The sequence below is a fragment of the Kaistia sp. 32K genome, from assembly GCF_016629525.1.
GTDB lineage: Bacteria > Pseudomonadota > Alphaproteobacteria > Rhizobiales > Kaistiaceae > Kaistia.
Genome location: NZ_AP024269.1, coordinates 2,331,646 through 2,356,916 on the forward strand (window position 1 = coordinate 2,331,646; position 25,271 = coordinate 2,356,916).

22 protein-coding genes and 1 tRNA gene are annotated in these 25,271 nt (G+C 66.1%); 13 read left to right on the plus strand and 10 right to left on the minus strand.

Going from position 1 to position 25,271, the window contains the following annotated elements; genetic code table 11:
- Positions 1-8 precede the first annotated feature (8 nt).
- From kdpB to K32_RS10555, 5 genes are all read right to left on the minus strand, one after another.
- Positions 9-2,099, minus strand: a complete 2,091-nt coding sequence (kdpB, locus tag K32_RS10535; RefSeq protein ID WP_201403962.1) for a potassium-transporting ATPase subunit KdpB — start codon at positions 2,097-2,099, stop codon at positions 9-11.
- A 33-nt stretch (positions 2,100-2,132) separates the two neighbouring features.
- Complete coding sequence (locus K32_RS10540; protein WP_201403963.1) at positions 2,133-2,300, minus strand: hypothetical protein; 168 nt, start codon at positions 2,298-2,300, stop codon at positions 2,133-2,135.
- 3 nt (positions 2,301-2,303) lie between these two features.
- Complete coding sequence (gene kdpA / locus K32_RS10545) at positions 2,304-4,019, minus strand: potassium-transporting ATPase subunit KdpA (RefSeq protein WP_201403964.1); 1,716 nt, start codon at positions 4,017-4,019, stop codon at positions 2,304-2,306.
- A 14-nt stretch (positions 4,020-4,033) separates the two neighbouring features.
- Positions 4,034-4,123: a K(+)-transporting ATPase subunit F gene (gene kdpF, locus K32_RS10550; RefSeq protein ID WP_201403965.1), complete on the minus strand. Its 90-nt coding sequence runs from the start codon at positions 4,121-4,123 to the stop codon at positions 4,034-4,036.
- A 331-nt stretch (positions 4,124-4,454) separates the two neighbouring features.
- Positions 4,455-4,715: a hypothetical protein gene (locus K32_RS10555; RefSeq protein ID WP_201403966.1), complete on the minus strand. Its 261-nt coding sequence runs from the start codon at positions 4,713-4,715 to the stop codon at positions 4,455-4,457.
- A 250-nt stretch (positions 4,716-4,965) separates the two neighbouring features.
- Between K32_RS10555 and K32_RS10560 the strand changes: the two genes are divergently transcribed.
- Both K32_RS10560 and ppk2 read left to right on the plus strand, forming a co-directional pair.
- Positions 4,966-6,648 carry a hypothetical protein gene (locus tag K32_RS10560; protein WP_244669933.1) on the plus strand — a complete coding sequence of 561 codons (1,683 nt, stop codon included), beginning with the start codon at positions 4,966-4,968 and terminating at the stop codon, positions 6,646-6,648.
- Between the two features lie 153 nt (positions 6,649-6,801).
- Positions 6,802-7,632, plus strand: a complete 831-nt coding sequence (gene ppk2 / locus K32_RS10565) for a polyphosphate kinase 2 (RefSeq protein WP_201403967.1) — start codon at positions 6,802-6,804, stop codon at positions 7,630-7,632.
- On the opposite strand, the gene K32_RS10570 is transcribed toward ppk2, so the two are convergent.
- A complete protein-coding gene (locus tag K32_RS10570; RefSeq protein WP_201403968.1) occupies positions 7,629-9,329 on the minus strand; it encodes a SulP family inorganic anion transporter in 1,701 nt (566 codons plus the stop codon). The two genes, ppk2 and K32_RS10570, sit on opposite strands and share 4 nt — an antisense overlap.
- Before the next feature lie 427 nt (positions 9,330-9,756).
- On the opposite strand from K32_RS10570, the gene K32_RS10575 reads away from it, so the two are divergent.
- Positions 9,757-10,083 (plus strand): hypothetical protein, encoded by a 327-nt coding sequence (locus K32_RS10575; RefSeq protein ID WP_201403969.1) that lies wholly within the window; start codon positions 9,757-9,759, stop codon positions 10,081-10,083.
- Positions 10,067-10,525 (plus strand): hypothetical protein, encoded by a 459-nt coding sequence (locus K32_RS10580; RefSeq protein WP_201403970.1) that lies wholly within the window; start codon positions 10,067-10,069, stop codon positions 10,523-10,525. The genes K32_RS10575 and K32_RS10580 overlap by 17 nt, the downstream gene beginning before the upstream one ends.
- Positions 10,526-10,567: 42 nt before the next feature.
- Here the strand turns inward: K32_RS10580 and K32_RS10585 are convergent, their stop codons facing one another.
- Complete coding sequence (locus K32_RS10585; protein WP_244669934.1) at positions 10,568-11,776, minus strand: serine hydrolase; 1,209 nt, start codon at positions 11,774-11,776, stop codon at positions 10,568-10,570.
- 157 nt (positions 11,777-11,933) lie between these two features.
- Between K32_RS10585 and K32_RS10590 the strand changes: the two genes are divergently transcribed.
- Together K32_RS10590 and K32_RS10595 are read left to right on the plus strand one after the other, a co-directional pair.
- A complete protein-coding gene (locus K32_RS10590; RefSeq protein WP_201403971.1) occupies positions 11,934-12,479 on the plus strand; it encodes a TetR/AcrR family transcriptional regulator in 546 nt (181 codons plus the stop codon).
- 22 nt (positions 12,480-12,501) lie between these two features.
- A complete protein-coding gene (locus tag K32_RS10595) occupies positions 12,502-13,023 on the plus strand; it encodes a MarR family winged helix-turn-helix transcriptional regulator (protein ID WP_210342768.1) in 522 nt (173 codons plus the stop codon).
- Positions 13,024-13,035: 12 nt separating this feature from the next.
- On the opposite strand, the gene K32_RS10600 is transcribed toward K32_RS10595, so the two are convergent.
- The 3 genes from K32_RS10600 to K32_RS10610 all read right to left on the minus strand — a co-directional run bounded on the left by K32_RS10600 (position 13,036) and on the right by K32_RS10610 (position 15,522).
- Positions 13,036-13,446: an ester cyclase gene (locus K32_RS10600; protein ID WP_201403973.1), complete on the minus strand. Its 411-nt coding sequence runs from the start codon at positions 13,444-13,446 to the stop codon at positions 13,036-13,038.
- Positions 13,447-13,721: 275 nt separating this feature from the next.
- Positions 13,722-13,811 (minus strand) — tRNA-Ser (locus K32_RS10605).
- Between the two features lie 376 nt (positions 13,812-14,187).
- A complete protein-coding gene (locus tag K32_RS10610; RefSeq protein WP_201403974.1) occupies positions 14,188-15,522 on the minus strand; it encodes a dicarboxylate/amino acid:cation symporter in 1,335 nt (444 codons plus the stop codon).
- Between the two features lie 246 nt (positions 15,523-15,768).
- Between K32_RS10610 and K32_RS10615 the strand changes: the two genes are divergently transcribed.
- The 7 genes from K32_RS10615 to metG all read left to right on the plus strand — a co-directional run bounded on the left by K32_RS10615 (position 15,769) and on the right by metG (position 25,259).
- Positions 15,769-17,625 carry an ATP-binding protein gene (locus K32_RS10615; RefSeq protein WP_201403975.1) on the plus strand — a complete coding sequence of 619 codons (1,857 nt, stop codon included), beginning with the start codon at positions 15,769-15,771 and terminating at the stop codon, positions 17,623-17,625.
- Positions 17,622-18,962, plus strand: a complete 1,341-nt coding sequence (locus K32_RS10620) for a sigma-54-dependent transcriptional regulator (RefSeq protein ID WP_371813003.1) — start codon at positions 17,622-17,624, stop codon at positions 18,960-18,962. The genes K32_RS10615 and K32_RS10620 overlap by 4 nt, the downstream gene beginning before the upstream one ends.
- Before the next feature lie 312 nt (positions 18,963-19,274).
- On the plus strand, positions 19,275-20,624 hold the full coding sequence (locus K32_RS25065) for a septal ring lytic transglycosylase RlpA family protein (RefSeq protein WP_201403976.1): 1,350 nt from the start codon (positions 19,275-19,277) through the stop codon (positions 20,622-20,624).
- A gap of 88 nt (positions 20,625-20,712) precedes the next feature.
- Positions 20,713-21,900 carry a D-alanyl-D-alanine carboxypeptidase family protein gene (locus K32_RS10630; protein WP_244669935.1) on the plus strand — a complete coding sequence of 396 codons (1,188 nt, stop codon included), beginning with the start codon at positions 20,713-20,715 and terminating at the stop codon, positions 21,898-21,900.
- The gene (tmk, locus tag K32_RS10635; RefSeq protein ID WP_201403977.1) at positions 21,891-22,553 is read left to right on the plus strand and encodes a dTMP kinase; all 663 of its coding nucleotides are present in this window, start codon (positions 21,891-21,893) and stop codon (positions 22,551-22,553) included. Before K32_RS10630 ends, tmk begins: the two co-directional genes overlap by 10 nt.
- Positions 22,554-22,555: 2 nt before the next feature.
- Positions 22,556-23,626 (plus strand): DNA polymerase III subunit delta', encoded by a 1,071-nt coding sequence (locus K32_RS10640; RefSeq protein ID WP_201403978.1) that lies wholly within the window; start codon positions 22,556-22,558, stop codon positions 23,624-23,626.
- A gap of 31 nt (positions 23,627-23,657) precedes the next feature.
- On the plus strand, positions 23,658-25,259 hold the full coding sequence (gene metG / locus K32_RS10645; RefSeq protein ID WP_371813004.1) for a methionine--tRNA ligase: 1,602 nt from the start codon (positions 23,658-23,660) through the stop codon (positions 25,257-25,259).
- Positions 25,260-25,271: the final 12 nt, after the last annotated feature.

Below are 25,271 nucleotides of genomic sequence, written 5' to 3' on the forward strand. Positions count from 1 at the left end.
GCGTATCCTCAGGCGAGGCCGAGCGCGGTGACGATCACGTCGATCGCCTTGATGCCGATGAAGGGCACCACGATACCGCCAAGGCCATAGATAAGAAGGTTGCGACGGAGCAGGGCAGCGGCGCCGACGGCGTGATAGCGGACGCCCCGGAGGGCGAGCGGGATCAGGGCGACGATGATCAGCGCGTTGAAGATGATCGCCGACAGGATGGCGCTCTGCGGCGTCGAGAGCCCCATGATGTTGAGCACGCCGAGCTGCGGGTAGAGCGCCACGAACATCGCCGGGATGATGGCGAAATACTTGGCGATGTCGTTGGCGATCGAGAAGGTCGTCAGCGCGCCGCGCGTCATCAGCAGCTGCTTGCCGATTTCGACGATCTCGATGAGCTTGGTCGGATCGCTGTCGAGGTCGACCATGTTGCCGGCCTCGCGGGCGGCGACCGTGCCGGTGTTCATCGCCACGCCGACATCCGCCTGCGCCAGCGCCGGGGCGTCGTTGGTGCCGTCGCCGCACATGGCAACCAGCTTGCCCTTGGCCTGCTCCTCGCGGATCAACTCGAGCTTGTTTTCCGGCGTCGCCTCGGCGAGGAAATCGTCGACACCCGCCTCGGCCGCGATCGCCGCGGCGGTCATCGGATTATCGCCGGTGATCATCACCGTGCGAATGCCCATCCGGCGAAGCTCGGCGAAGCGCTCGCGGATGCCACCTTTGACGATGTCCTTCAGGTGCACGACGCCGAGCAGCGCGCCGTCGCGGGCAACCGCCAGCGGCGTGCCGCCGGACTTGCCGACTTCCTCGGCGATCGTCCGCACCTCGCGTAGCGTGTCCGGATCGGCCGCCAGCTTGACGGCCGCGGAGCCGATGGCAAGCGGGATGGTGTCGACATAGGCGAGGATGGAATCGACGGCGCCCTTACGGATGACCGAGCCGTCGACATCGACGCCGCTCATGCGCGTCTGCGCGGTGAAGGGCACGAAATGCGCGTGCAGCGAGGCCATGTCGCGGGCCCGGATGCCGTATTTCTCCTTGGCGAGCACGACGATCGAACGGCCTTCCGGCGTCTCGTCGGCGAGCGAGGCGAGCTGCGCCGCGTCGGCGAGTTCGGCGGCGGTGACGCCGCGCACCGGACGGAACTCGGTCGCCTGGCGGTTGCCGAGCGTGATCGTGCCGGTCTTGTCGAGCAGCAGCGTATCGACGTCGCCGGCCGCCTCGACGGCGCGGCCGGACATGGCGAGCACGTTGAAGCGGACGAGCCGGTCCATGCCGGCGATGCCGATCGCCGAGAGCAGGGCGCCGATCGTGGTCGGGATCAGCGTCACGAACAGCGCGACCAGCACCAGCACCGGGATGGATCCCCCGGCATAGGCGGCGAAGCTCGGGATCGTGGCGGTGGCCAGAACGAAGATCAGCGTCATGCCGGCGAGCAGGATGTTGAGGGCGATCTCGTTCGGCGTCTTCTGCCGCGTCGCGCCCTCGACCAGGCTGATCATCCGGTCGATAAAGGTGGAGCCGGCCGCCGCCGTGATGCGGATCCGCATCCAGTCGGAGAGCACCTGCGTGCCGCCGGTGACGGCGGAGCGGTCGCCGCCCGACTCACGGATGACCGGGGCGGATTCACCGGTGATCGCCGCTTCGTTCACGGAGGCGACGCCCTCGATGACCTCGCCATCGGAGGGGATAATGTCGCCGCTCTCGACCAGCACGATGTCGCCGACCTGCAGGCTGTTGCCGGGCACCATCTTGTAGACCGAGAGATCGGCCTCCGGGCCGGCCAGCAGCTTGGCCTGCGTCTCGGTGCGCGTGCGCCGGAGCGCCTCGGCCTGAGCCTTGCCGCGCCCTTCAGCGACGGCTTCGGCGAAGTTCGCGAACAGGACGGTGAACCAGAGCCAGAGATTGACCTGGAAGGAGAAGCCGAGCCCTTCGCGGCCGGCGACGAGATCGCGGACGAAGAGCACGGTGCTCAGCATCGTCACCACCGCGACGACGAAGATGACGGGGTTCTTGGCGAGGGTGCGCGGGTCGAGCTTCACGAAGGAAGCGCCGATCGCCGGCACGAGGATGCGAGCGTCGAACAGGCTCGCGGATTTTGCGTGGCTCATGGGAAGATCCCGATGTAACCCGGACGACCGCCGTCAGGCGGCCAGTGCCGGAAAGAGCGTGACGATGAGGTAGAGAAGACCGACCACCCCGCCGAGCGCGGCGAGCATGACGATCAGCAGGTCGGAGGCGCGGCAGACTTCCGTCGTCGCCTGGACCCGGGCACTGGCCCGGATCCTCCGTCGTTGCGGCAAGGCTTGCATGGCTCAGCCTCCCGAGCCGAACGTCTGGCCGTGCAGCATCGCGAGATGCTCGACGATCGGCCCGACGGCGAGCGCCGGGAAGAAGGTCAGGCCGCCGATGATCAGGATCGAGCCGATCAGCAGGCCGACGAACAGGCCGCCATGGGTCGGGAACGTGCCGGCGGAAGCGGGCACCGTCTTCTTGGCGGCCAGCGAACCGGCGATCGCCATGGCCGGCAGGATCATCAGGAACCGCCCCATCAGCATGGCGATGCCGATGGTGACATTGTACCAGTCGGTATTGCCGCTGAGGCCGCCGAAGGCCGAGCCGTTGTTGGCGGCGGCCGAGGTGAAGGCGTAAAGGATCTCGGAGAAGCCATGCGGGCCGGGATTGGCGATCGACGCGACGCTTGACGGCATGACGACGGAGATCGCCGTGAAGCCGAGCATGGCGAGCGGCAGGATCAACAGCGCCAGCAGCGCCATCTTGACCTCCTTCGCCTCGATCTTCTTGCCGAGATATTCCGGCGTGCGGCCGACCATCAGTCCGGCGATGAAGATGGCGATGACGACGAAGAGCAGGATGCCGTAGAGGCCGGCGCCGACGCCGCCGATGATGATTTCGCCGAGCTGCATGTTGATCATGGGGATCATGCCGCCGAGCGCCGTGAAGCTGTCATGCATGGCGTTGACCGCGCCGCAGGAAGCGGCCGTCGTCACCACGGCGAACAGGGAGGAGAGCGCGATGCCGAAGCGGACTTCCTTGCCCTCCATGTTGCCGCCGTCGATGCCGAGGGCATGAACAAGCGGGTTGCCGGAGGCCTCGGCCCAGTAGCAGACGATCACGCCGACGACGAACAGCCCGCCCATCGCCGCGAAGATAGCCCAGCCCTGGCGCTGGTCGCCGACCATGCGGCCGAAGACATTGGTGAGCGCCGCGCCGATGGCGAAGATCGCGACCATCTGGACGAGATTGGAGAGCGCCGTCGGGTTCTCGAACGGATGCGCGGCATTGGCATTGAGGAAGCCGCCGCCATTGGTGCCGAGCATCTTGATGGCGATCTGGCTGGCCATCGGCCCGGCGGCCATCGTCTGCTTGGCGCCTTCCAGCGTCGTGGCCTCGAAATAGCTGCCCAGCGTCTGCGGAACGCCCTGCCAGACGAGGAACAGCGTCAGGACGATCGAAAGCGGCAGCAGGATGTAGAGGGTCGCACGGGTGAGATCGACCCAGAAATTGCCAACCGAGCGAGCCGAATGCCGGGCAAAGCCACGCACCAGGGCAATCGCCAGCGCGATGCCGGTCGCCGCTGAGACGAAGTTCTGCACCGCGAGGCCGGCCATCTGCACGAGATAGGACATCGTGCTTTCGCCGGAATAGTTCTGCCAGTTGGTGTTGGAAACGAAGCTCGCCGCCGTGTTGAAGGCGAGGGGCGCCGGCACGGCCGACATGCCGATCGGATTGAACGGCAGCGACGCCTGCAGGCGCTGCAGGGCGTAGAGCAGGATGAAACCGGCGAGGTTGAACAGCAGCATGGCGACCGCATAGGTCACCCAGTGCTGCTCCTCGCGGTCGCTCGTGCCCGCCAGGCCATAGAGCCCGGCCTCCACCGGCCTGAGCAGAGGCGAGAAAAGCGTGCGCTCTCCCGTGAAGACGCGCGTCATGTACCCGCCGAGCGGCTTCACGAGCGCGATGACGATTACGCAGAACAGCGCAATCTGGATCCAGCCATTGATGGTCATTGTGGGTCGCTTTCCTAGAACCGCTCAGGGCGGAGCAGGGCGTAGAGAAGGTAGGCGAGCAGAAGCAACGTCACGCCGCCACCCAGCACATAGTCGAGAGCCATGGTCTATCCCTTCGCGCTCAGAGACGATCGCAGGCGAACGTGTAGACGAGGGAGACGAGAAAGAAGCCGATCCCCAGAGTAAGCAGGCCTATGTCGTACATTGGACTTGAACCTCTTGTCGGCGCCGCCGCAAACGGATCATCCGGCGCCTGAAAGCCAGAGGAAACATCGGTACGTCCGCTTGGGACGCACCCCGTTCCATCACGCTGTGAGGATGGCGAGATCGGCATAGGGATTCGAGCGGGGGAGCCGGCGGCCCGTATAGGAATCTCATAGGTGCGGGGAGGGGCGGTGGTGCGGGGAGGTCGGCTTCGCCCGCCGGGGCAGGCCGTCAGTGCAGCCGCTCGCGGCGATCCCGGCGGCGAACCAGGGTCTCGACCTCAGCCGCCAGACTGGCGATCCAGCCCTCGCACTCGGCGAGGCGTTCGCGGGAGGTCGTGTCCGGCGATCGCTTCAGCTGCTCCAGCGCCAGCTCGGCAGCCGCGAGATCCTCGCAAAGGTCGCTGAAGCTTTCGTCGCGTCGAGCCCGCTCCTCGATCGCTCGGGCCAGCTCGGGGAGAAGTCGACATGCCACGCTGACGCCTGCGCTCATCGGACAGCTCCGGGCGAGTAGGTCTCGATGCAATTTGATGGTTGAGCTGCGCAATGTGGCGTAGGTTACGGTAGGAAACATAGGTCAGGACAATTCCAGTATCGAGCTGACCGGAGGATCGGTGGTGATGGGAATTGGTACCGGGCAAGAAGCACTTTCCCGACAAGAATCATTTGCCCGACATGACGCTCCGGCAGACGGCGTAGTTCGGGCCGCCGTCGAGCGGATCGTCCAGAGCAACGACTTCACCGTGCCGGGCAGGGCCCGAAAATTTCTTACCTATGTCGTCGACGAGACGCTGGATGGCCGGGGCGACCGCATCAAGGCCTATTCGATCGCGATCGAGGTTTTCGGCCGCAGCGTTTCCTTCGACGCCCAATCGGATCCCGTCGTGCGCATCGAGGCGGGCAGGGTCCGCCGGGCGCTGGAGCACTATTACCTGACCGCCGGACGGGATGATCCGGTCGTCATCGCGATCCCCAAGGGCGGCTATGTTCCCCGCTTCAGCTGGCAAAACGGCCATGCGCCGCCGCTCGCGATCGGGGAAGAGCCTCCGTCGGAGACCGGTTCGACGACGCCATCCGACGTCCGAAGCGGGAACCGGGGCTGGCCGGCGCTCGGGCTGATGGCCGTTCTGGCGGCAGCCCTGGCGCTGGTCCTCGCCAGGCCTGCCACCCGCGCGGCCCTGAACGACCAAGCGGCATCCGCCGCGCCGGCGGCATCCAGCGCGGCCGCGCCGGATGTTCCGCACCTGGTCGTGGTTCCCTTCGCGGACCTCTCCGGCACGTCGAACTCCGCCTCCGTCGCCCGGGGGCTGACGGAGGAGGTGATCGGCCAGATCGCCAAGTTCAAGGAGGTCGTGGTGATGCTCCCCGCCTCGGCGAGCCCGCCATGGCAGGACGGCTCGGCGGCGGACAAGCCACGCTACGCGCTGGAGGGCAGCGTCCTCATGGAAGGCCAGAAGCTTCGGCTGGTGACCCGCCTGATGAACCGTCGGGAGGGCACCGTCGTCTGGGCCGACAATTATGACGAGGACCTCGGTCGCGAGAAGATCATCGACGTCCAGGCCGGCATTGCCGGGAGGGTGGCCTCGGCCGTCGCCCAACCCTACGGCGCCATCTACAGCACCGACGCGGCGCGTTTGACCCAAACGGCTTCGGCCAGTTGGGACGCCTATGCCTGCACCCTGGCGTACTATGCCTATCGGGCGGAGCTGAACCCGCAAAAGCACGAGGCCGTGGAGAACTGTCTGTCGCGCACGACCGAGCAATTCCCGCATTTCGCGACCGCTTGGGCCCTGTTGTCGCTGACCTATCTCGACGAAATGCGCTTTCACTACGCTGTCGGCGCGGACCGTTCGCCGCCGCTCGATCGAGCTCTCGCGGCCGCCCGCCGCGCCGTCGAGCTCGATCCCGGCAATGTGCGGGGCCTGCAGGCCTACATGACGGCGCTCTTCTTCCAGAACGATGTCGGGGCGGCCCTAAAGATCGGCGCCGAGGCGGTAGAGATCAATCCGAACGACACCGAGCTGGCCGGCGAGTACGGAATGCGGCTCGCCCTGTCCGGCCAATGGCAGCGCGGGCGCGAAATCCTGCTGCAGGTGCTGGACCGCAACCCTGGTCCGCTCGGTTATTTCGAAAGCGTGGTCGCATTGTCCTATTACATGCAGGGCGACTATCCCGCCGCCGCGGAATGGATCCGCAAGGCGAACCTGGAGGCCAATCCCATCTACCACGTGATCGCGGCGGCCATCTTCGGGCAGCTCGGCCAGCCCGGTCAGGCAGGTTCGCAACGCGACTGGCTTCTCGCCAAGGCGCCGGCTCTCGTGGCCGAACTGCCTCAGGCGATCCGGATGCGGAACATCCCGCCGGGCGACGCCGCCCATCTGGTCGAAGGGCTCCGCAAGGCCGGGCTCGCCTCTGTCGGCGAGTAGCCATCTCCCGGCGATCCGCGCCGCCGGAGGGGCAGCCTCCGGCAACATCGAACCTACGCGATGCTACGGGTATCGGCGGGAACCCGCGACTAGGGTTCAGCATCGGCAGCGAGCCGATTTGGATCGGGTCCGGCCCACCAGGAGGAGGCGGTGATGGAACAAGATCTCGAAGAGGCCGTGGAGCTGGCCGAGGACCATCCTCGCAAGACCCTGTCCGGCAAGGAATATCAAAAGCAGCTCGAGAAGCTGCAGGGCGAACTCTGCACGCTGCAGCAATGGGTTAAGCACACCGGACAGCGCATCATCATCGTGTTCGAGGGACGCGACGCCGCCGGCAAGGGCGGAACGATCCGCGCCCTCACCGAAAGGCTGAGCCCGCGCATCGTCCGGGTCGTCGCCCTGCCGGCGCCCTCGGACCGGCAGAAGACCCAGCTCTACATCCAGCGCTACATGGAACATTTCCCGGCGGCCGGAGAGGTCATCGTCTTCGACCGGAGCTGGTACAACCGGGCCGGCGTCGAGACCGTGATGGGCTTCTGCACCAAGGAGCAGCAGAAGACCTTCCTGCGCCTCTGCCCGATGTTCGAGCGGCAGGCGATCCAGAACGGGATCACTCTGGTCAAATACTGGCTCGAGGTCGGCAACGAGGAGCAGAAGCGCCGCTTCGAGGGCCGGATCACCGATCGACTGAAGCAATGGAAGCTCTCGCCGATGGATCTGCCGTCCCGGGAGCGCTGGTACGACTATTCGCGGGCGCGCGACCAGATGCTGGACGCGACCGATACCGAGGAGTCGCCCTGGTACATCGTTCGATCCGACGACAAGAAGCGGGCGCGCCTGAACTTGATCTCCCATCTCCTCTCGATCATCCCGTACGAGAAGGTGCCCCTTCCCGAGGTGAAGCTGCCGAAGCGTTCCAGCAAGCACGCCTATGACGACGAGCACACGATGGCGGACCGGCGCTGGATTCCCGAGCCGTTCTAGGGTCCGGCTGCTCCGGCGCGAACGGAGTGCGCCGCGCCTCCGCGCTCGAAAGCCAAGCAGGCATCCTCGAGGCTGTCGAAGAAGTTGGTCTCGCCGATGCGCGCCAGCGTGCCCGATCGCGTGAGCAGGGAACGCGGCTCCGTATGCAGCTCGGCGATCGCGAACACGATGCCGCGCGCGGCCAGCAGCGCGTGGATATCGTCGAGCATCGCCGCGGCCGTGCTGTCGATCTGGACCACGGCGCCGGCATCGAGAACGAACCAGCGCGTATCTTCGGGCAGGCCGGCGATGCGGGCTTCCAGGCGGCGCTTCACATAGTCGACGTTGAAGAAGAGCAGGCTGCCCTGGAGGAGGTAGATGGCGAGCCCGGGGATCGGCCGCGCCTCCGGATGCCGGTGCAGCTTGAAGAACCCCTCGCGCCCGGGCAGGCGGCCGAGCACCGCGTCGCGCGGCGTCGCCCCCTTGACGAGAAGATAGAGAAGCGTCGCAGCGACCGCGACGATGACGCCCCGGAGCACGCCGAGGCCGATCGCCCCGGACATGCCGATCAGGGCGAACAGGAACTCCATGCGGCTGGTCCGCCAGAGCTGCTTCAGCGCCTGGATATCGATCAGGCCGATGGCGGCCGAGGCGAGGATCGCGCCGAGCGCCGCCTTCGGAATGAGCTGCAGGGCGCCGGTCAGGAAGGCGACGGCGAAGGCGAGGGCGACCGCCGCGACGACACTGGCCAGCTGAGTCTTGCCGCCCATCGAGATGTTGATCGCCGTGCGCGAGTCGGAGGCGGTGACCGGAATGCCGCCGAACAGTCCGGCCGCGACGTTGGCGGCGCCGAAGCCGACGAGCTCCTTGTTGGCGTCGACGGGCTCGCCGGTCTTCGCCGCGAAGCTGCGCGCGGTCACGATGCCGGAGCCGAAACTGACCAGCAGGACGGCGCCGGCGCCGAGGATCAGATCGCCGAAATCCACGCCGGTCGGCACCGGCAGCGCCGGCGTTGGCAACCGCGCCGGGATGGAGCCGATCACGCCGACCCCATGCGACGGAAGATCGAAGAGAACCGAGATCACCGTGGCGACCACGATGGCGACGAGCGGGCCTGGGAAGCCGGGCAGGGCGACGGAGAAGACGCGCAGCAGGACGAAGAGGCTCACACCCAGGACAAGCGTCGGCAGATTGATGAGCGACGCCTTGCCCGCGAGTTCGATCAGCGGCCGGAGGAGACCGTCGCTCTCGATCGAGACCCCGGTCAGGCGGCCGATCTGGCCGACGAGGATCGACAGGGCAATGCCGCTCATGAAGCCGATCAGGATCGGCCGCGACAGGAAGCTCGCGATGAAGCCGAGCCGGAGCAGACTGGCGACGAAACAGAGCAGCCCGACACCCAGGCCAAGCGCCGCCGCTGTCGCGACATTATCGGTCGCCGAGAGCGGCCCGAGAGACGCGAGCACGGCCGCCAAGACGATCATCGTCCCCGCATCCGGGCCGACGATGAGCTGCCTGGACGAACCGAACAGCGCATAGGCGAGCAGCGGAACGATGCTGGAATAGAGCCCCATCTCGGGCGGCAGGCCGGCGATCGCCGGGTAGGCGATGGCGCTCGGAAGCCCCACGGCGGCGATCGACAGGCCCGACAGGACGTCTGGCCGGAGCCAGGCTCGCTTGTATCCGCTGAACTTGGCCAGGAACGACGCCGCCACCATTGTGTGTCTCCTGGACGCAGGATTGGACCCGTGGATGAACCCGCCGCGCAATCGCGCGCGCACCGAGACCGGCCCTGAGCGATCGGCCCCGGCGCGATTGTGAGCCCTCCGGCCGAGAGTTCTACGTAGATTACGGTAGGCGACGCCTTCGTTGCCCCGACAACGCCACTCAGCAACGTGCTCACCGGCACCGCCACCTGCGACGGGCCCGGCGCGATCGATCGCGTCGCATAACCCGCCAGGCTACCGCCGCCCCGTTCCGCACCGCGATCGACCACCCCCGATGCTACAGGATGATACGCGCGCGGCCATTCCCGGGGCGATATTCTGAATACTTCGACGAGACAGAATTCGTTGCAGCCCCGGATAGAACAGGCGGCGCAGCTCGCGCACTCAGGGAAGTTCATCCGGCACCGGAGGAGCAACAATGAGGTGTCCCGTCTGCGACAGTCGCGCCAAGGACATCACCCCCTCTGGCTATCGCGGCCTGTCCGTCCGTTGTATCGTCGACGGCGATTACGATATCGATCGGCAATGCCACGAAGCGCTGCTCAGCCTGGATCCATCCGGCCGCCATACCGTACTCAATGCGGCCATCCTGACCGTGGCGCCCGGTTCCCGACCACGCATTACGGCGGCGACCTTCGTCCGCTGCCGGCTCGAAATACGCTCTGCCCACCGCACGCCGCCATATGCCGATGCAACGAAATGGCCAACAAGGAGCCTGGGAGAAGCCAATGACCGCAACCGATGACCTGGCGAATCTGCTTCCGACCGCCGACCAGCTGAAACAGAAGGCCGCCGCGGCGCAGGCGGAGAAAGCCGCCGAGGCCCTGCGCGCGCGGACGGCCGAACAGACCGAGAAGAACGCCCTGATCGAGCGCCTGAGCAAGCCATCCGGCGTCAGCGACGAGGACGCGCTGAAGCGGGTGGCGATCGTCATCCAGCGCGCCGTCAGCAACGGCTTCACCGAGGTTCAGGTCGCCCGCTTCCCCAATACGCTCTTCACCGATCGCGGCCGGAGCATCAACCAACAGGAAGCGGGCTGGCAGGAGACGCTGACCGGGTTGCCGAAGGAGATGTACGAGTTCTGGAAGCGGCACCTCGAGGCGCGCGGCTACCGGATCCGCTACCAGATCATCGATTTCTCCAGCGGCGTGCCGGGAGATGTCGGCATCTTCCTCGAATGGTCATAGGGGAGGCGACGCGGCCGCGCAAAACGCCACCGCGTCGACCGGTCAGCCGCCGTAGACGGCGTTCCTGACATCCAGCGGAAACGCGCCGGACATACCTTCGAAGGCGGTGTTGGTCAGAGCGACGACGGTCAGCTTCCGGGCTGGATCGACGAACCAGCTATGGCCGTAGGCCCCGCCCCACTGGATCGTGCCCCTGGACTGGGGCGACTGCGCCAGTTCGGGGTCCTCGAGCACAGCCCAGCCATAGCCGAAGCCCATGCCGGGCAGCTGCGTCGCCGCGTTTCCGCCGGTCTGGTCCCGCAGCATCGCGGCCACGGTTTCCGGTTTCAGAACGGCGCCGCCGCCGATCCGGATGGTTTCGAGAAAACGCAATATGTCGTCGCCTGTGCCCACCATGCCTCCGCCGCCCGATGGATAGGAGGCGGCGTCCAGCGCGCGGCTCGGCGCAAAGAGGCAGAGGGCCTCCCAGATCGGCACGGCGATGCCGTCGGTCATGCGGACCGGCTCGGGCTTTCCATCCGCATAGGGCGTCACCAGCCCGGCGGGATCGGCGGCAACGAAGCCGATACTCTCCATCTGCAGCGGCGCGAGGATCGTTTCCCGGATCATTTCGGGAAGTGGCTTGCCAGAAACGAAGGCGAGAATGCCGCCGAGAACGTCGAGGCCAAGGGAATAGCGCCAGCTCGTGCCCGGCGGGAAGAGCAGGGGCGCCTGCACCAGCCGGCCGAGGTTCTCCTCCAGGCTCAGACCCGGCTGGTCGAGCCCGTCCGAAACATTCAGCCGGCCGTAGGGACCGCCGCCAACAGCCGGCTCCAAAAAACGATAGCCCAGTCCGGAAGTGTGGGTGAGCAGCTGGTGGATCGTGATGACCGGTTGGCTGCCATCCTCGAGACGCGGCCGGAAGTCGGGCAGCCACCGGGTAAGCGGGTGGTCGAGCGACAGCTTGCCGTCTTCGACCAGCCGCATCAGCGCCGCCGACACGATCGGCTTGGTGATCGAGGCCAGGCGGAATACCGAGCCCTCGTGCATCCGCGTCGCAGCCTCCCGGTCCGACAGACCGGCCGCCCGCCGATAGACGATCTCACCGTCCTGCGCGACCAGCACGACGGCGCCGACAATTCGCTTCTCGGCAATGGCCCGATCGATGACCCCGTCGAGGCGTCCCTGGAATCGGTCATCCTGTGCCAGCGCCGGAGCGCCCCCAGGGGGGAGCGGCGCGCCACTGAGTGCGTCAAATGCATTGTCCATCATGACTGCCACCTCATATAAGGAATGATCCCTCCGTAATTACCGGAGGTACCGATCCATTTCAAGAGTGACCGTTGTGATTAATAATCCCATTCCCGATCGCCGCCCGAGAGGCCGCCCGCGCGCGTTCGACCGTGACGAAGCGCTGGAGCAGGCCGGCATGACGTTCTGGAGGCTTGGTTTTGAGGGCGCGTCGATCGCCGATCTCACGCAGGCGATGGGAATTACGCCGCAGAGCCTCTATGCGGCGTTCACCTCCAAGGCGGAGCTCTATCGGGAAGCGATTGGCTGGTATCAGGCGCGGATCGGCGGCTTCACGGTAACCGCGCTTGAACAGCCGGACGTGATGGTCGCGCTCGAGGGCTTGCTGGCGGGGGCGGCGGTCGAGTTTTCGAACCCGACCCGGCCGCAGGGCTGCATGATCTCGACCGCGGTGCTCGTCTGCGCCGACGAGAACCGGCCGATCGCCGAGATGCTGGCAAGGGAGCGCGACGGCATGCTCGATGCGCTCATGGAGCGGATCGCGCGCGGCATCGCGGCTGGACAGCTGGCGCCCGACACCGACGCGAAGGCCCTTGCCCGCTTCGTCGGCGCGATCATCCAGGGCATGTCGGTCCAGGCCCGCGATGGCGCCGAGACGGCAGAACTGGAGTCGATCGCCGCAATCGCCCTGGCGCAGCTGCGCCGCTACGCGATCGCGGGGTAGGGTGGAAAACGGCCGGGTGCCTTTGAAACGCAATAATCCGGAAGCTGCTATTGTGCTTGGTCAGCAAGTGCAGGCGATAGATGGCATGACCGAGCGTAAGGTTGAGAATTATCCAGTTTCCGAGGTTGAAGTCCTCGCCGAGGAACTGCGTCGCGCGATCAGCACATTTGTACGCGTGATCCGCGACAAGACCGATACCGAGAAGTCGGCACAGTCAGAAACGCTCGGCATACTGGAACGCAACGGCGCGATGAACGTCGCGGCCTTGGCGCTACGGCGCGGCGTGGCCCATCAGACGATGCGCGTTGTCGTGGCACAAATGGTGGCCGACGGGTTGATCGATCGCAGCCCCGATCCGGAGGATAAGCGCAGCCAGCTATTGTCGCTGTCCAATATCGGCCGGGACATGGTGGTGCGTGACCGTATTTCTCGCGCCTCGCGGATCGGAACGATGATCGAGGCGACGCTCTCGGTCGAGGAACGAGAGCATCTTCGCAAATCGATCGATCTGTTTGATCGCATCAGCGCAGCTGAAATCGACTGACGGGGACGTGGATCAACTTTTCAACTGGGCAAGCACCGTCGCCAGCGTGTTCAGTCCCCAATGTTCCGCGTAGCGCCCATTGGAAATGCGAATGACGTCGATGACGTCGATCGCGACCGTCCGCCCGGTGGCTTCGATACCCATCAGCGTGCCGTTATGGATGCCGGTGATAGTCTTTCGCGTTGTGACCTTGTCACCTTCTGCGATCTGGTCGTGGATCGTCACCGAAAGGTTGGCCAATGCGGGGCGCAGAACGTTCGCGAACGTGTTCCACATGCTCTCAGGGCCGTTCGGCGCGCCTGGCGGGGCCGACCGATTGACGAAATCCGGATCGATCAGCGCCTCGAACGCAGCCCGATCCCCCTTAGCGATAACCTCTTCGTTGAACCGCCGTACGACGGCTTTGATGGCATCCACCGACATCGAGAACTCCTACTCATCAACTCGCCCTAAATATACAGCTATGCTGTATATCAATATAGAGTAGGGCGAAAATGGGGAGGCGGCGGACGCCTGTCGCAATCTGATTGTCCGCAGTTGGGTGAAAAGCCGGACGGTCGGAACAGCGGAGATGGGTCGCCTGCTGCCGTGGCCAATCTTCAGGATGAATTGGGTTGTTGCGTAGAATCGGCAGTGCCGTTTGATGCGAATGCGGTGATCAGCGGCAGTATCGCGCCAAGAGGGCAATCGGCGATAATTGGCGGATGGGGTGGGATTCGAACCCACGGTGGGCTTGCACCCACGGCGGTTTTCAAGACCGCTGCCTTAAACCACTCGGCCACCCATCCAAGCCTTGAAATCGTTGGCCTTTTCGCTTCGGGCGTCGCGGACCCAAGCGGTCCTGCGAGCGGATCGCTGCCAAACGATTTTATGGCGTGGGCTTTACCGCGCCCCGCACGGCGGCGTCAACACGCCCGAACGCTTCGGCGTCCCTCCCGACGCAAGACATGGGAATAAATCGCGAGGGGAGTGCAGGCGGCGGCCGGCTTGCGCCAGGTCGAACGCGGTATCGCCGGGCCGGATGCGAAGGCGAGGGCAGACCGCAGCCGGCAAACCCGACCAAAGGCCAAAGGCATGAGACGGAGTTGGGATCGACTGCATGCCGGACAAAGCCGGAGCGCGGACCTGGTTCAACTAGATCCGCGCTCCGTGTTCAGGCTGTGCTTATTCGGCGGGTTCCAGGATCGGTACGGCATCCACCACGAGCGGCGAGCCCTTCATGGCGGCGGCCAGCATGTCGCGATCGAGCTCGTTCTCCCAGCGGGCGACGACGATCGTCGCGACCGCGTTGCCGACGAGATTGGTCAGCGCGCGGCATTCCGACATGAAGCGGTCGATGCCGAGGATGAGCGCCATGCCGGCGACCGGTACGGCGGGAACGACCGACAGCGTGGCGGCAAGCGTCACGAAGCCGGCGCCCGTGATCCCGGCAGCGCCCTTGGAGCTCAGCATGGCCACGAGCAGCAGCAGGATCTGATCCGAGAGCGAGAGCGGAATATCCGTCGCCTGAGCGATGAAGAGGGCGGCCAGCGTCATGTAGATGTTGGTGCCGTCCAGATTGAACGAGTAGCCGGTCGGGATGACGAGACCGACGACCGAGCGCTTGCAGCCCGCCTTCTCCATCTTGTCCATCAGGCTCGGCAGCGCCGCTTCCGAGGACGAGGTGCCGAGCACCAGCAGCAGCTCTTCCTTGATGTAGCGGATGAGCGCCAGGATGGAGAAGCCGTTGTAGCGGGCGACGGCGCCGAGCACCACGAGCACGAAGATCAGCGCCGTGATGTAGAAGGTCGCGATCAGCATGGCCAGATTGGCGATCGAGCCGATGCCGTATTTGCCGATGGTGAAGGCCATGGCGCCGAAGGCGCCGATGGGCGCGGCCTTCATCAGGATGGCGACCAGCTTGAAGATCGGCGCGGTCAGGGCGAGCAGGAAATCCGTGACCGGCTTGCCGCGCTCACCCACGATCGCGAGCGAAATGCCGAACAGCACCGAGACGAACAGGACCTGCAGGATGTCGCCATCGGCGAAGGCGCTGACGATCGTGGTCGGGATGATGTGGCTCAGGAAGCCGGTGATCGACTGCTCATGCGCCCGGATGGCGTAGTCCGCGACCGCCTTCGGATCCAGAGAGGCCGGATCGATGTGCATGCCCGCGCCGGGCTTGACGATGTTGGCGACGACGAGGCCGATGATGAGCGCGAGCGTCGAGAAGGTCAGGAAGTACAGCATCGCCTTGCCGGCGACCCGGCCGACCTTCTGCAGGTCGGTCATGCCGGCAATGCCGGTGGCAACTGTCAGGAAGATCACCGGCGCGATGATCATCTTGACGAGCTTGATGAAGCCGTCGCCCAGCGGTTTCAGCTGGGTTCCGAGCTCCGGATAGTAGTGACCGAGCAGAATGCCCGCGGCGATCGCCACGAGAACCTGCACATAGAGATGCTTGTAGAAGGGCGTTGGACGGCGTGGCTCGGCCACGGCGTCTGTCGAGACGGCAATCATGATGTCCTCCGTTCAGCTTCGTCCGGACCTCGTCCGGGCCTCCCGGGCCTTTCGGCCTCAAAGTCCAGCGATCCTCGCCGCTGTTGGCTCTGGGAATGGCAAGGCCCGTGCCAATTGGAGGCAATTGAGATAACTCGTTGAAATATATTGGCTTAGGGAATCCGGGCTGGCTCATCACAGGCCGAAAAGTGCGGAATTTCGCACACGTGACTTTCCAATCCGCGCGAAACGGCGCACACTCCGGAAATGAGCGAAAGGGCCGACCCCAAAGCGCGCCAGAACAGCTGGCTGTCGACGAGCCGCCTCACCTGGTGGGCGTTTGCGGCGATCTGCCTTGTCGTCTTCGGCGTCGCGCTTTGGCTGGTCGGCAATGCCGCGCGCGACAAGGCCCTCGTCACCCTGTCCGAACAGACGGAGATCGACGCCAACCTCAACACCGCGCTGCTGCGCCGCGTGCTGGAACGGCAGCGGGCGGTGCCGCTGATCCTGTCGAAAGACAAGGAACTTGCCGATGCCCTGTCGAGCCACGACCCGGCGGCAAGCGAGCGCCTCAGCCGCAAGCTGGAGACGCTGGCGGAGGGCACGCAGGCGGCCGTGATCTACCTGGTCGATCTCGACGGCAAGGCGATCTCGGCGAGCAACTGGCGCGACACCGACAGCTTCGTCGGCCGCGACTACAATTTCCGCCCCTATTTCAAGGCCGCGCTGGAGAACGGCGAGGCGGAGTATTTCGCGCTCGGCAATGTGAGCTTGCGCCCGGGCCTCTACATTTCCCGCCGCGTCGACGGGCCGAACGGGCCACTCGGCGCGATCGTCGTCAAGCTTTCGTTCGACGAGCTCGAAAAGGTCTGGAACCAGACGGGGCGGCCGACCTTCGTCGTCGATGACCGCGGCATCGTGCTGATCACCAGCATCCCGTCCTGGCGCTTCCTGACGATCGGGCGGCTCGGAGGGGACGAGATCGACGCTATCCACGCCAGCCTCCAGTTCGGCGATGCGTCGCTGACGCCTCTGCCGCTATCGATCAAGCCGCTCGACGGCGATCAGGCCGTGCTGGTCGACGCGGTCGTGCCCGGCTCCAGCCGGAATACGGAATTCATTGCCATCCATTCCGCCGTCCCGACGACGCCCTGGCAGATGTATTCGCTCGCGCCCCTGCGCCCCCAGATCGACGCCGCCGTGCGCGAAGCCCGCCTTCTCACCTTCATCGTCCTGGCCAGTCTTGCGACGCTGGTCGGCTACCTGTTGCGTCGGAAACAGAAGATCGCCGCCCGCATCGCGGATGCCCAGCGCCGGCAGGTCGAGCTCGAGAAAAGCGTCGTCGAGCGCACCGAGGATCTCATGAAGGCGCGCGACCGCCTCGAGGCGGAGATCGGCGAGCGCCTGAAGACGGAGACCGTGCTGCAGGGCGTCCAGCAGGATCTCGTCCACGCCAACCGGCTGGCGATCCTCGGCCAGGTCGCGGCGGGCGTCGCGCATGAGATCAACCAGCCGGTCGCGACCATCCGCGCCTTTGCCGACAATGCGCGCACCTTCATCGATCGCAAGAACCTCGACGCCGCGGCGGAAAACCTGCAGGAGATCGCGGGACTGACGGAGCGGATCGGCACGATCACCGGCGATCTCCGCGCGCTTGCCCGCAAGGGGCATCGCCCGTCGGAGCCGGTGGAGCTGGGCCAGGTCATCACCGGAGCGCTGGTGCTGCTGCGCAGCCGCTTTTCCGGGCGAATGGACCAGATCCACATGCAGCTGCCGCCGCCCGATCTCTGCGTCGTCGGCCACGCGATCCGGCTGGAGCAGGTGCTCATCAACCTGTTCCAGAACGCGCTCGAAGCCGTCGAGGGAATGGGACAGGACGGCCATATCGACGTTCGCATCGAGGAGAGGCGGGACACGGTGATCGTCAGCGTCTCCGACAACGGGCCGGGCATTGCTCCCAACATCCGGGAGAACCTGTTCATCCCGTTCAACACCTCGAAGGAGAAGGGGCTCGGGCTCGGCCTGGTGATCGTGAAGGAGATCCTCGCCGATTACGGCGGCGGCATATCGGTAGACAGCGCCCCGCATGGAACCGTCTTCCATTTGGAGTTCAGGAAAGCATGATGGAAAGATCGGTCATCCTCGTCGACGACGACAAATCGCTGCGGCGCGCCACCCGGCAGACGCTGGAGCTCGCCGGCTTCCAGGTCGCGGATTTCGACAGCGCCGCCGACGCCTTGTCCGCCGTCACGCCTCAGTTGAACGGGGTGATCGTGACGGATGTCCGCATGCCTCAAATCGACGGCCTGCAGCTGTTCGCGCGCCTCCGCGCCATCGACCCCGATCTGCCCGTCATTCTCATCACCGGCCATGGCGATATCCCGATGGCGGTACAGGCGATCCAGGACGGCGCCTACGACTTCATCGCCAAGCCATTCGCCACCGAAAGGCTGGTGCACACGGTGCAGCGCGCGAGCGAGAAGCGGCAGCTGGTGATGGAAAATCGCGCGCTGCGGCAGGCGGCGGAGCAGGCCCGCAGTGACCTGCCGCTGATCGGCCAGACGCCGGCGATCGAGAACCTCCGCCGTACCATCCGCAACATCGCCGATACCGATGTCGACGTCCTGATCGCTGGCGAAACCGGCAGCGGCAAGGAAGTCGTCGCCCAGCTCCTGCACGAGTGGGGGCATCGCAGCCGGGGGAATTTCGTCGCGCTCAACTGCGGCGCCCTGCCGGAATCGGTGATCGAGAGCGAGCTGTTCGGACACGAGGCCGGCGCCTTTACCGGCGCGCAGAAGAAGCGGATCGGCCGCATCGAGCATGCGAGCGGCGGCACACTGTTTCTCGACGAGATCGAGAGCATGCCGGCGGCGACGCAGGTGAAGCTGCTGCGGGTTCTGGAAATGCGGGAGATCACGCCTCTCGGCACCAACGAGGCGCGGCCCGTCAGTCTGCGCGTCGTCGCGGCGGCCAAGGTCGATCTGGGCGATCCCGCCCAGCGCGGCGAGTTTCGCGAGGACCTCTATTACCGCCTCAACGTCGTCACCCTGACGATCCCGCCCTTGCGCGAGCGCCGCGACGATATTCCGCTGCTGTTCTCGCATTTCCTGAGCGCCGCCGCCCGGCGTTTCAATCGCGATGTGCCTGTCGTCGATTCCGCCACGCATCGGCATCTCATGCAGCACGACTGGCCGGGCAATGTCCGGGAGCTCGTGCACTTCGCCGATCGCTATGCCCTCGGCGTCGTGCCGGCAACCCATTCGGCGCCGGAGCCGGACCTGCACGATCCGCTGCCGAAGCGGCTCGAGCGCTACGAGGCGACGTTGATCCGCGAGACGCTGACCGCCAAGAACGGCAATGTGCAGGAGACCATCGAGGCCCTCGGCATTCCGCGAAAGACCTTCTACGACAAGATGCAGCGTCACGGCATCAATCGGGCCGAGTTCAAGACGGAGAGCTAGGTCCCGCCTTCCCGATCCAACGCGGCCTTCGAGACCGAGCGCCCGGTCCGACAACCCGCGATCGAGCCACGGGGAGACGCGCGCCATCCGCCGCGCAGCGACCGGAAGGCGTCCGCCGCCGAGGTTCCGCGCATTTGACGCAATTCGGCCATGGTTCGTTAACCGCCCGGAAAGGCGCAGTCGGCTGAATGCGAACTCATGTCGGATGGGCTCCGCGCGACCGCGCAAAGGCCCGTCCGGAACCCGCTAGGCGTCGGCACCGGTCGAGACCAATCGACAAATACCGCGGTTGCTGCTATCGGATAAGGCGAGATGGGGATTTCCAAACTTCAGATTCTGAGCCTTTTGCGCTCGGAAGTGCCGCAGGGCAGGATGATGCTGAAGGCTGCGACCGCTGTCGCCGCCGCTGCTCTCCTCGCATCCTGCGCCACCGCCCCGTCCAAGCCCGCCAAGCGCAGCAAGGAATATTTCTCCGAGAAGGAATATGGCGTCAAAGCCAGCCCCCGCGTCGTCAAATATGGCGAAGCGGTACCGCAGGGCGGCGGACGCTATCTGGTCGGCAAGCCCTATACGGTGCGCGGCCGCGTCTACACGCCGCGCGAGAATCCGCGCTATACGGCGGTCGGCTACGCGTCCTGGTACGGCTCGGCCTTCCACGGCCGCTACACGGCCAATGGCGAAGTCTACGACATGGACGGCCTGTCCGCCGCGCATCCGACCATGCCGCTGCCGAGCTATGCCCGCGTCACCAACACGACCAATGGCCGCTCGGTCGTCGTCCGCGTCAACGATCGCGGCCCCTACCACAGCGACCGCGTCATCGACCTGTCGTCGAAGACTGCCGACGTGCTGGACATGAAGCACCACGGCACGACCAAGGTCAAAGTCGAGTATGTCGGCCCCGCCCGCATGGAAGGGCACGACCAGAAGATGCTGATGGCGACCTACAAGGGGCCCGGCAGCAGCATTTCGGGCGGCACGATGCTGGCGCTGCAGGCGCCGAAGCTTCGCGCGCCGACCGCCAGCCCGACCGTCATGATGGCAGCCCTCGTGCCGCTGCCGCGCTCCCGTCCGGAAGTGTTCTACGGCGGCAATGCCTACGATCCGGCGCTGGCCGCCTACGAGGCGCAGCCGCAGCGCCGCGTCGTCGCCGATGCCAACGCGGTCCCGGCCGGCACGAATTACGGCGAGCGTTCGCTCGGCACGCTCACGGTTTCCCAGCCCGTCGGCTATGCCGATCCGGGCGTCATGCCGGCCTCGTATTCCGGCGACGATTCCTACACGCCGCCCCCGCGCTCGGCCCGTTCCTCTTATGCCGCCGACGCTCAGACGTCGCCGGCGCAGCGCGCCGTGGCCGAGATGGCATCGGGCCGCAACACGCTTCAGGCAGCACTCGACGCAGCCGTCGTCCGGGCCGCTGCCGAGCGCAGCGCCGACGCTCCGGTTGTCCAGCTCGGCGTGTTCTCGAACGGCGCCAACGCGGACGCGCTCGCGAGCCGCTTCGCCGATCTCGGCCGCGTCACCTCGACCCGCATTTCCGTCGACGGCAAGACGATGCAGTCGGTCCGCCTCGTCGTCACCGATCGGGCTGCAACCGGCGAGAGCGCGATCGCGACCGTGCAGGCGGCAGGGCTCACCGGCGCCTATCTGGTCAACCGCTGACCATTGATCGCAGGGCATCTCGCCTGTTAACCAGAGCAGGGTGGCCCTTGGCCATTCGTGGTTTGGCTATGGCGCCCGGCTGTTTGTCATGATGTCTCGCTGGTTCCCGCTGCGGTTGCTGATCGTGCCGGCCGTCCTGACGGCCCTCGGTGCGACGGCGGATCTGCGCGCGACCGCCGCCACGGCCTATGAGAGCAAGGCCACCAGCGCGGTCCTGGTCGACGTCGATTCCGGCACCATCCTTTTCAGCAAGGCCGAGAACGCGCCGTTCCAGCCGGCCGCCATGGCCAAGATGATGACGATGGCCGTCGTGTTCGAGGCCATCCAGTCCGGCAAGATCAAGCTCGACGACAGTTTTCCGGTGAGCGAGCACGCCTGGCGGACGGGCGGCGCGCCATCCGGCAGCGCCACCATGTTCGCGGCGCTGAAATCGTCCATTCCCGTCGCGGACCTTTTGCGCGGCGCCATCGTCCAGGCCGGCAACGACGCCTGCATCATCCTGGCCGAGGGCATCGCCGGATCGGAAGGCGCCTTCGTCGAGCTGATGAACCGCAAGGCGCGCGAGCTCGGCCTGACGGGATCGCATTTCACCAATGTCTCGGGCCTGCCGGACCCGGCGCAGAAGGTCACGGCGGAGGATCTGCACAAGATCGCCGAGCACCTGATCCGCACCTATCCCGACCTCTACAAGATCTACGCCGAGCCGGACTTCACCTGGAACAAGATCTACCAGCGCAACCGCAACCCGCTCCTCTCCGCCGGCATCGGCGTCGACGGCCTGTCGACCGGCTACACCAAGGAATCGGGCTTCGGGCTGACGGCCTCGTCCATACGCGACGATCACCGCATGATCCTCGTCGTCAGCGGCCTCGGGACCGACAAGGAGAGGGCCGACGAAGCGCGAAAACTGTTCGAATGGGGCAATACCGCCTTCGAGCGGCTGCGCTTCTTCGATCGCGGCGAGGCGGTGGCGCAGGCGCGCGTCTATGGCGGCACGACGCGCGCAGTCGGGCTCGCGACCGAAGAACCGCTGGATATCCTGCTCCAGCGCGGCAATCGCGAGCGAATCCGGGCCAGAGTGACCTATGAGGGGCCGTTGCTGGCGCCGATCGAGCAGGGCAGGCGGGTCGGCGTCGTCCGGGTCTGGGTCGGCGACGCGGAAGTTCTGGAGAAGCCCCTCTACACCATGGCAGCGATCGGCAAGGGCACGATGGACCAGCGCGCGCTCGACGCGGTCCAGCAATTGCTCATCGGCTGGCTGCCGCAATGGAAATGACGTCGCAATTGCCTGGCCATTTCATCACATTCGAGGGCGGGGAGGGGTCCGGGAAATCGACCCAGATCCGCCGCCTCGCGGACCGGCTGCGCGGCCGGGGGCACGACGTCGTCGTGACGCGCGAGCCGGGCGGCACCGATCTCGCCGAGGCGATCCGCAGCTTCATTCTCTCCGGCGCGGCCGAGCCGCTCGGGCCGGAGGCGGAGACCATGCTGTTCGCGGCGGCGCGGGCCGATCACGTCGAACGCGTCATCCGGCCGGCTCTCCAGCGCGGCGACTGGGTGCTGTGCGACCGCTTCATCGATTCGACCCGCGCCTATCAGGGCTCGGACGGCGTCGACGCGAGCCTGCTCGACAGCCTCGAGAAGATCGCCGTCGGCGAGGCGCGCCCCGACCTGACGCTGATCCTCGATCTGCCCGTCGAGATCGGCCTCGACCGCGCCCAGCGCCGGCGGAGCGGCGAGGAGGGCCCGGCCGATCGTTTCGAGCGCGAGACCATCGAGCGCCACCAGCGACGGCGCGACCTGTTCCTGGCGATCGCCGCGCGCGAACCCGAACGCTGCGTCGTCATCGACGCGAACCAGAGTCTGGAACAGGTCGAGGACGCGATCTGGCATTCCGTCCGTCAACGTCTGAACGAAAGCGTGAACTGAGCATGGCCGGACCCGACGTCGCCCGCCCCGATGCCATCGAGGGCTGGCCGCTGCCGGAAGAGCAGACCGAGTGGTACGGCGATCCGGCGGTCGAACGGCTGCTGGTCGAGGCCTATCGCGGCGGCCGCATGCATCATGGCTGGCTGATCGGCGGGCCGCGCGGCATCGGCAAGGCGACGCTCGCCTATCGCTTTGCACGCTTCGCGCTGACCTATCCCGATCCCGCCACCGCCCCGGACGCCGCGACGCTGGCGGTTCCGGCGACCTCTCCGGCAGCCGCCAAGATCGCGGCGCGATCGCACCCGAACATCCTGACGCTCTCGAGGCCCTGGGACGAGCAGGGCAAGCGCTTCAAGGCGAGCCTGACGATCGACGAGATCCGCCGCACGATCCCGTTCTTCGGCTCGACGGCGGGCGAGGCGGGGTGGCGCATCGCCATCGTCGATTCCGCCGACGACATGAACGCCAACGCGGCCAATGCGCTTCTGAAGATCCTCGAGGAGCCGCCGCGCCGCTCGCTCTTCCTGGTGATCTCGCACGCGCCGGGTCGCCTGCTGCCGACCATCCGCTCACGCTGCCGCCGCCTCGACCTGGCGCCGCTCGCAACCTCCTCGATCGAGGGCGCGCTGGCGACGCATGACGATGGCCCCGCCGATATCAGGCATTTCGCGGCCGAGGCCGGGCAGGGGAGCCTGCGCAAGGCAATCGGCTTCCTCGACGAGGACGCCGCCGCCATCAGCCGCGCCTTCGCCCGGGTGGTGGCGCGCTTTCCCCACCTCGACGGGCAGGCGGCGCATGCGCTCGGCGACCTCGTCGCCCAGCGCGGCGCCGACGAAGCCTTCGCCAATTTCACCGATCTCGTCTTCGCCTGGCTGAGCCGCCGCGCCCGCGGCCAGGCCGAGCCGGACGGCTCGCCGATACCCCAAAGCGTTGCGGCCACCCCACTTGCGACTTGGGCGGAGGTATGGGAAAAGCTCCGACAGTCTTCGGCGGATGTCGAGGCGCTCAATCTCGACCGCAAACAGTTTGTGCTCACGACCATGAACATTCTCGCGCGCGCGACCCGAATGTGAAGCTGTCAGGCGACCGGCGAATTCGCCGGTTATGAGACTTTGGTCGGGTTCAACGAAAAGCGAGACAGCGGTGACAGCGCCGAAATTCTACATCACGACAGCCATTTCCTATCCGAACGGCGTGCCGCATATCGGCCATGCCTACGAGATGCTGGCGACCGATACGCTGGCGCGCTTCAAGCGCCTCGACGGCTTTGACGTCTTCTTCCTGACGGGTACGGACGAGCACGGCATCAAGATGGTGCAGACGGCCGGGCGCGAGGGCATCACGCCGCGCGAGCTCGCCGATCGCAACGTGCCGCGCTTCCAGGCGATGGCCGAGGCGCTGAACTGCTCGCAGGACGACTTCATCCGCACGACGGAGCCGCGCCACTACGAGGCGTCGCAGGAAATCTGGGGCCGGATGGAAGCCAATGGCGACATCTACAAGGATGCCTATGCCGGCTGGTACTCGGTTCGCGACGAGGCGTACTACGCCGAGTCCGAGACGGAAGTCCGCGCCGACGGCGTGCGCTACGGACCGCAGGGAACGCCGGTCGACTGGGTCGAGGAGGAGAGCTACTTCTTCCGCCTTTCCGCCTATGAGGACCGCCTGCTCGCCCACTACGAAGGCAATCGAGACTTCATCGGCCCGGACGAGCGCCGCAACGAGGTGGTCAGCTTCGTCAAAGGCGGGCTGAAGGACCTCTCTATCTCGCGCACGACCTTCGACTGGGGCATCCCGGTTCCGGGCGATCCGAAGCATGTGATGTATGTCTGGGTCGACGCGCTGACCAACTACATCACCGGCGTCGGCTTCCCCGATACGCAGAGCGAGAGCTTCCAGCGCTACTGGCCGGCCGACGTCCACGTCATCGGCAAGGACATCGTCCGCTTCCATTCGGTCTACTGGCCGGCCTTCCTGCTTTCCGCCGGCCTGCCGCTGCCGAAGCGCGTCTTCGCGCATGGCTTCCTGTTCAACCGCGGCGAGAAGATGTCGAAGTCGCTCGGCAACGTCATCGATCCGTTCTCGCTCATCGAGCATTACGGCGTCGATCCCGTGCGCTTCTTCTTCCTGCGCGAGGTCCCCTTCGGCCAGGACGGCAATTACAGCCACGAGGCGATCATCAACCGGATCAATGCCGATCTCGCCAATGATCTCGGCAATCTGGCGCAGCGTTCGCTGTCGATGATCGGCAAGAACCTCGACGGCGTCGTGCCGCAGCCGGGTCCGCTGACGCCGGCCGACGAAGAGATCCTCGCGGCTGTCGACGGGCTGCTGCCGACCTGCCGTGTCGCCATGGATGTCCAGCAGATCCACCAGGCGCTCAACGCGATCTGGGGCGTCGTTGCTGAGGCGAACCGCTATTTCGCCAACCAGGCGCCGTGGCAGCTGCGCAAGACCGATCCCGACCGCGCCGCGACCGTGCTCTACGTCACGGCCGAGGTGATCCGCCAGATCGCCATCCTCTCGCAGCCGGTGATGCCGGGCTCGGCCGCCAAGCTGCTTGATCTGCTCGCGATCCCGGAGGCTGCCCGCAGCTTCGCCTCGCTCGGCCCTGCCGGCCGCCTGGCTCCCGGTTCGACCCTGCCGGCGCCCGCCGGCGTGTTCCCGCGCTATGTCGAGCGGGAAGAGGGCGCCGAAAACGCCTGAGAACAGCGCGGG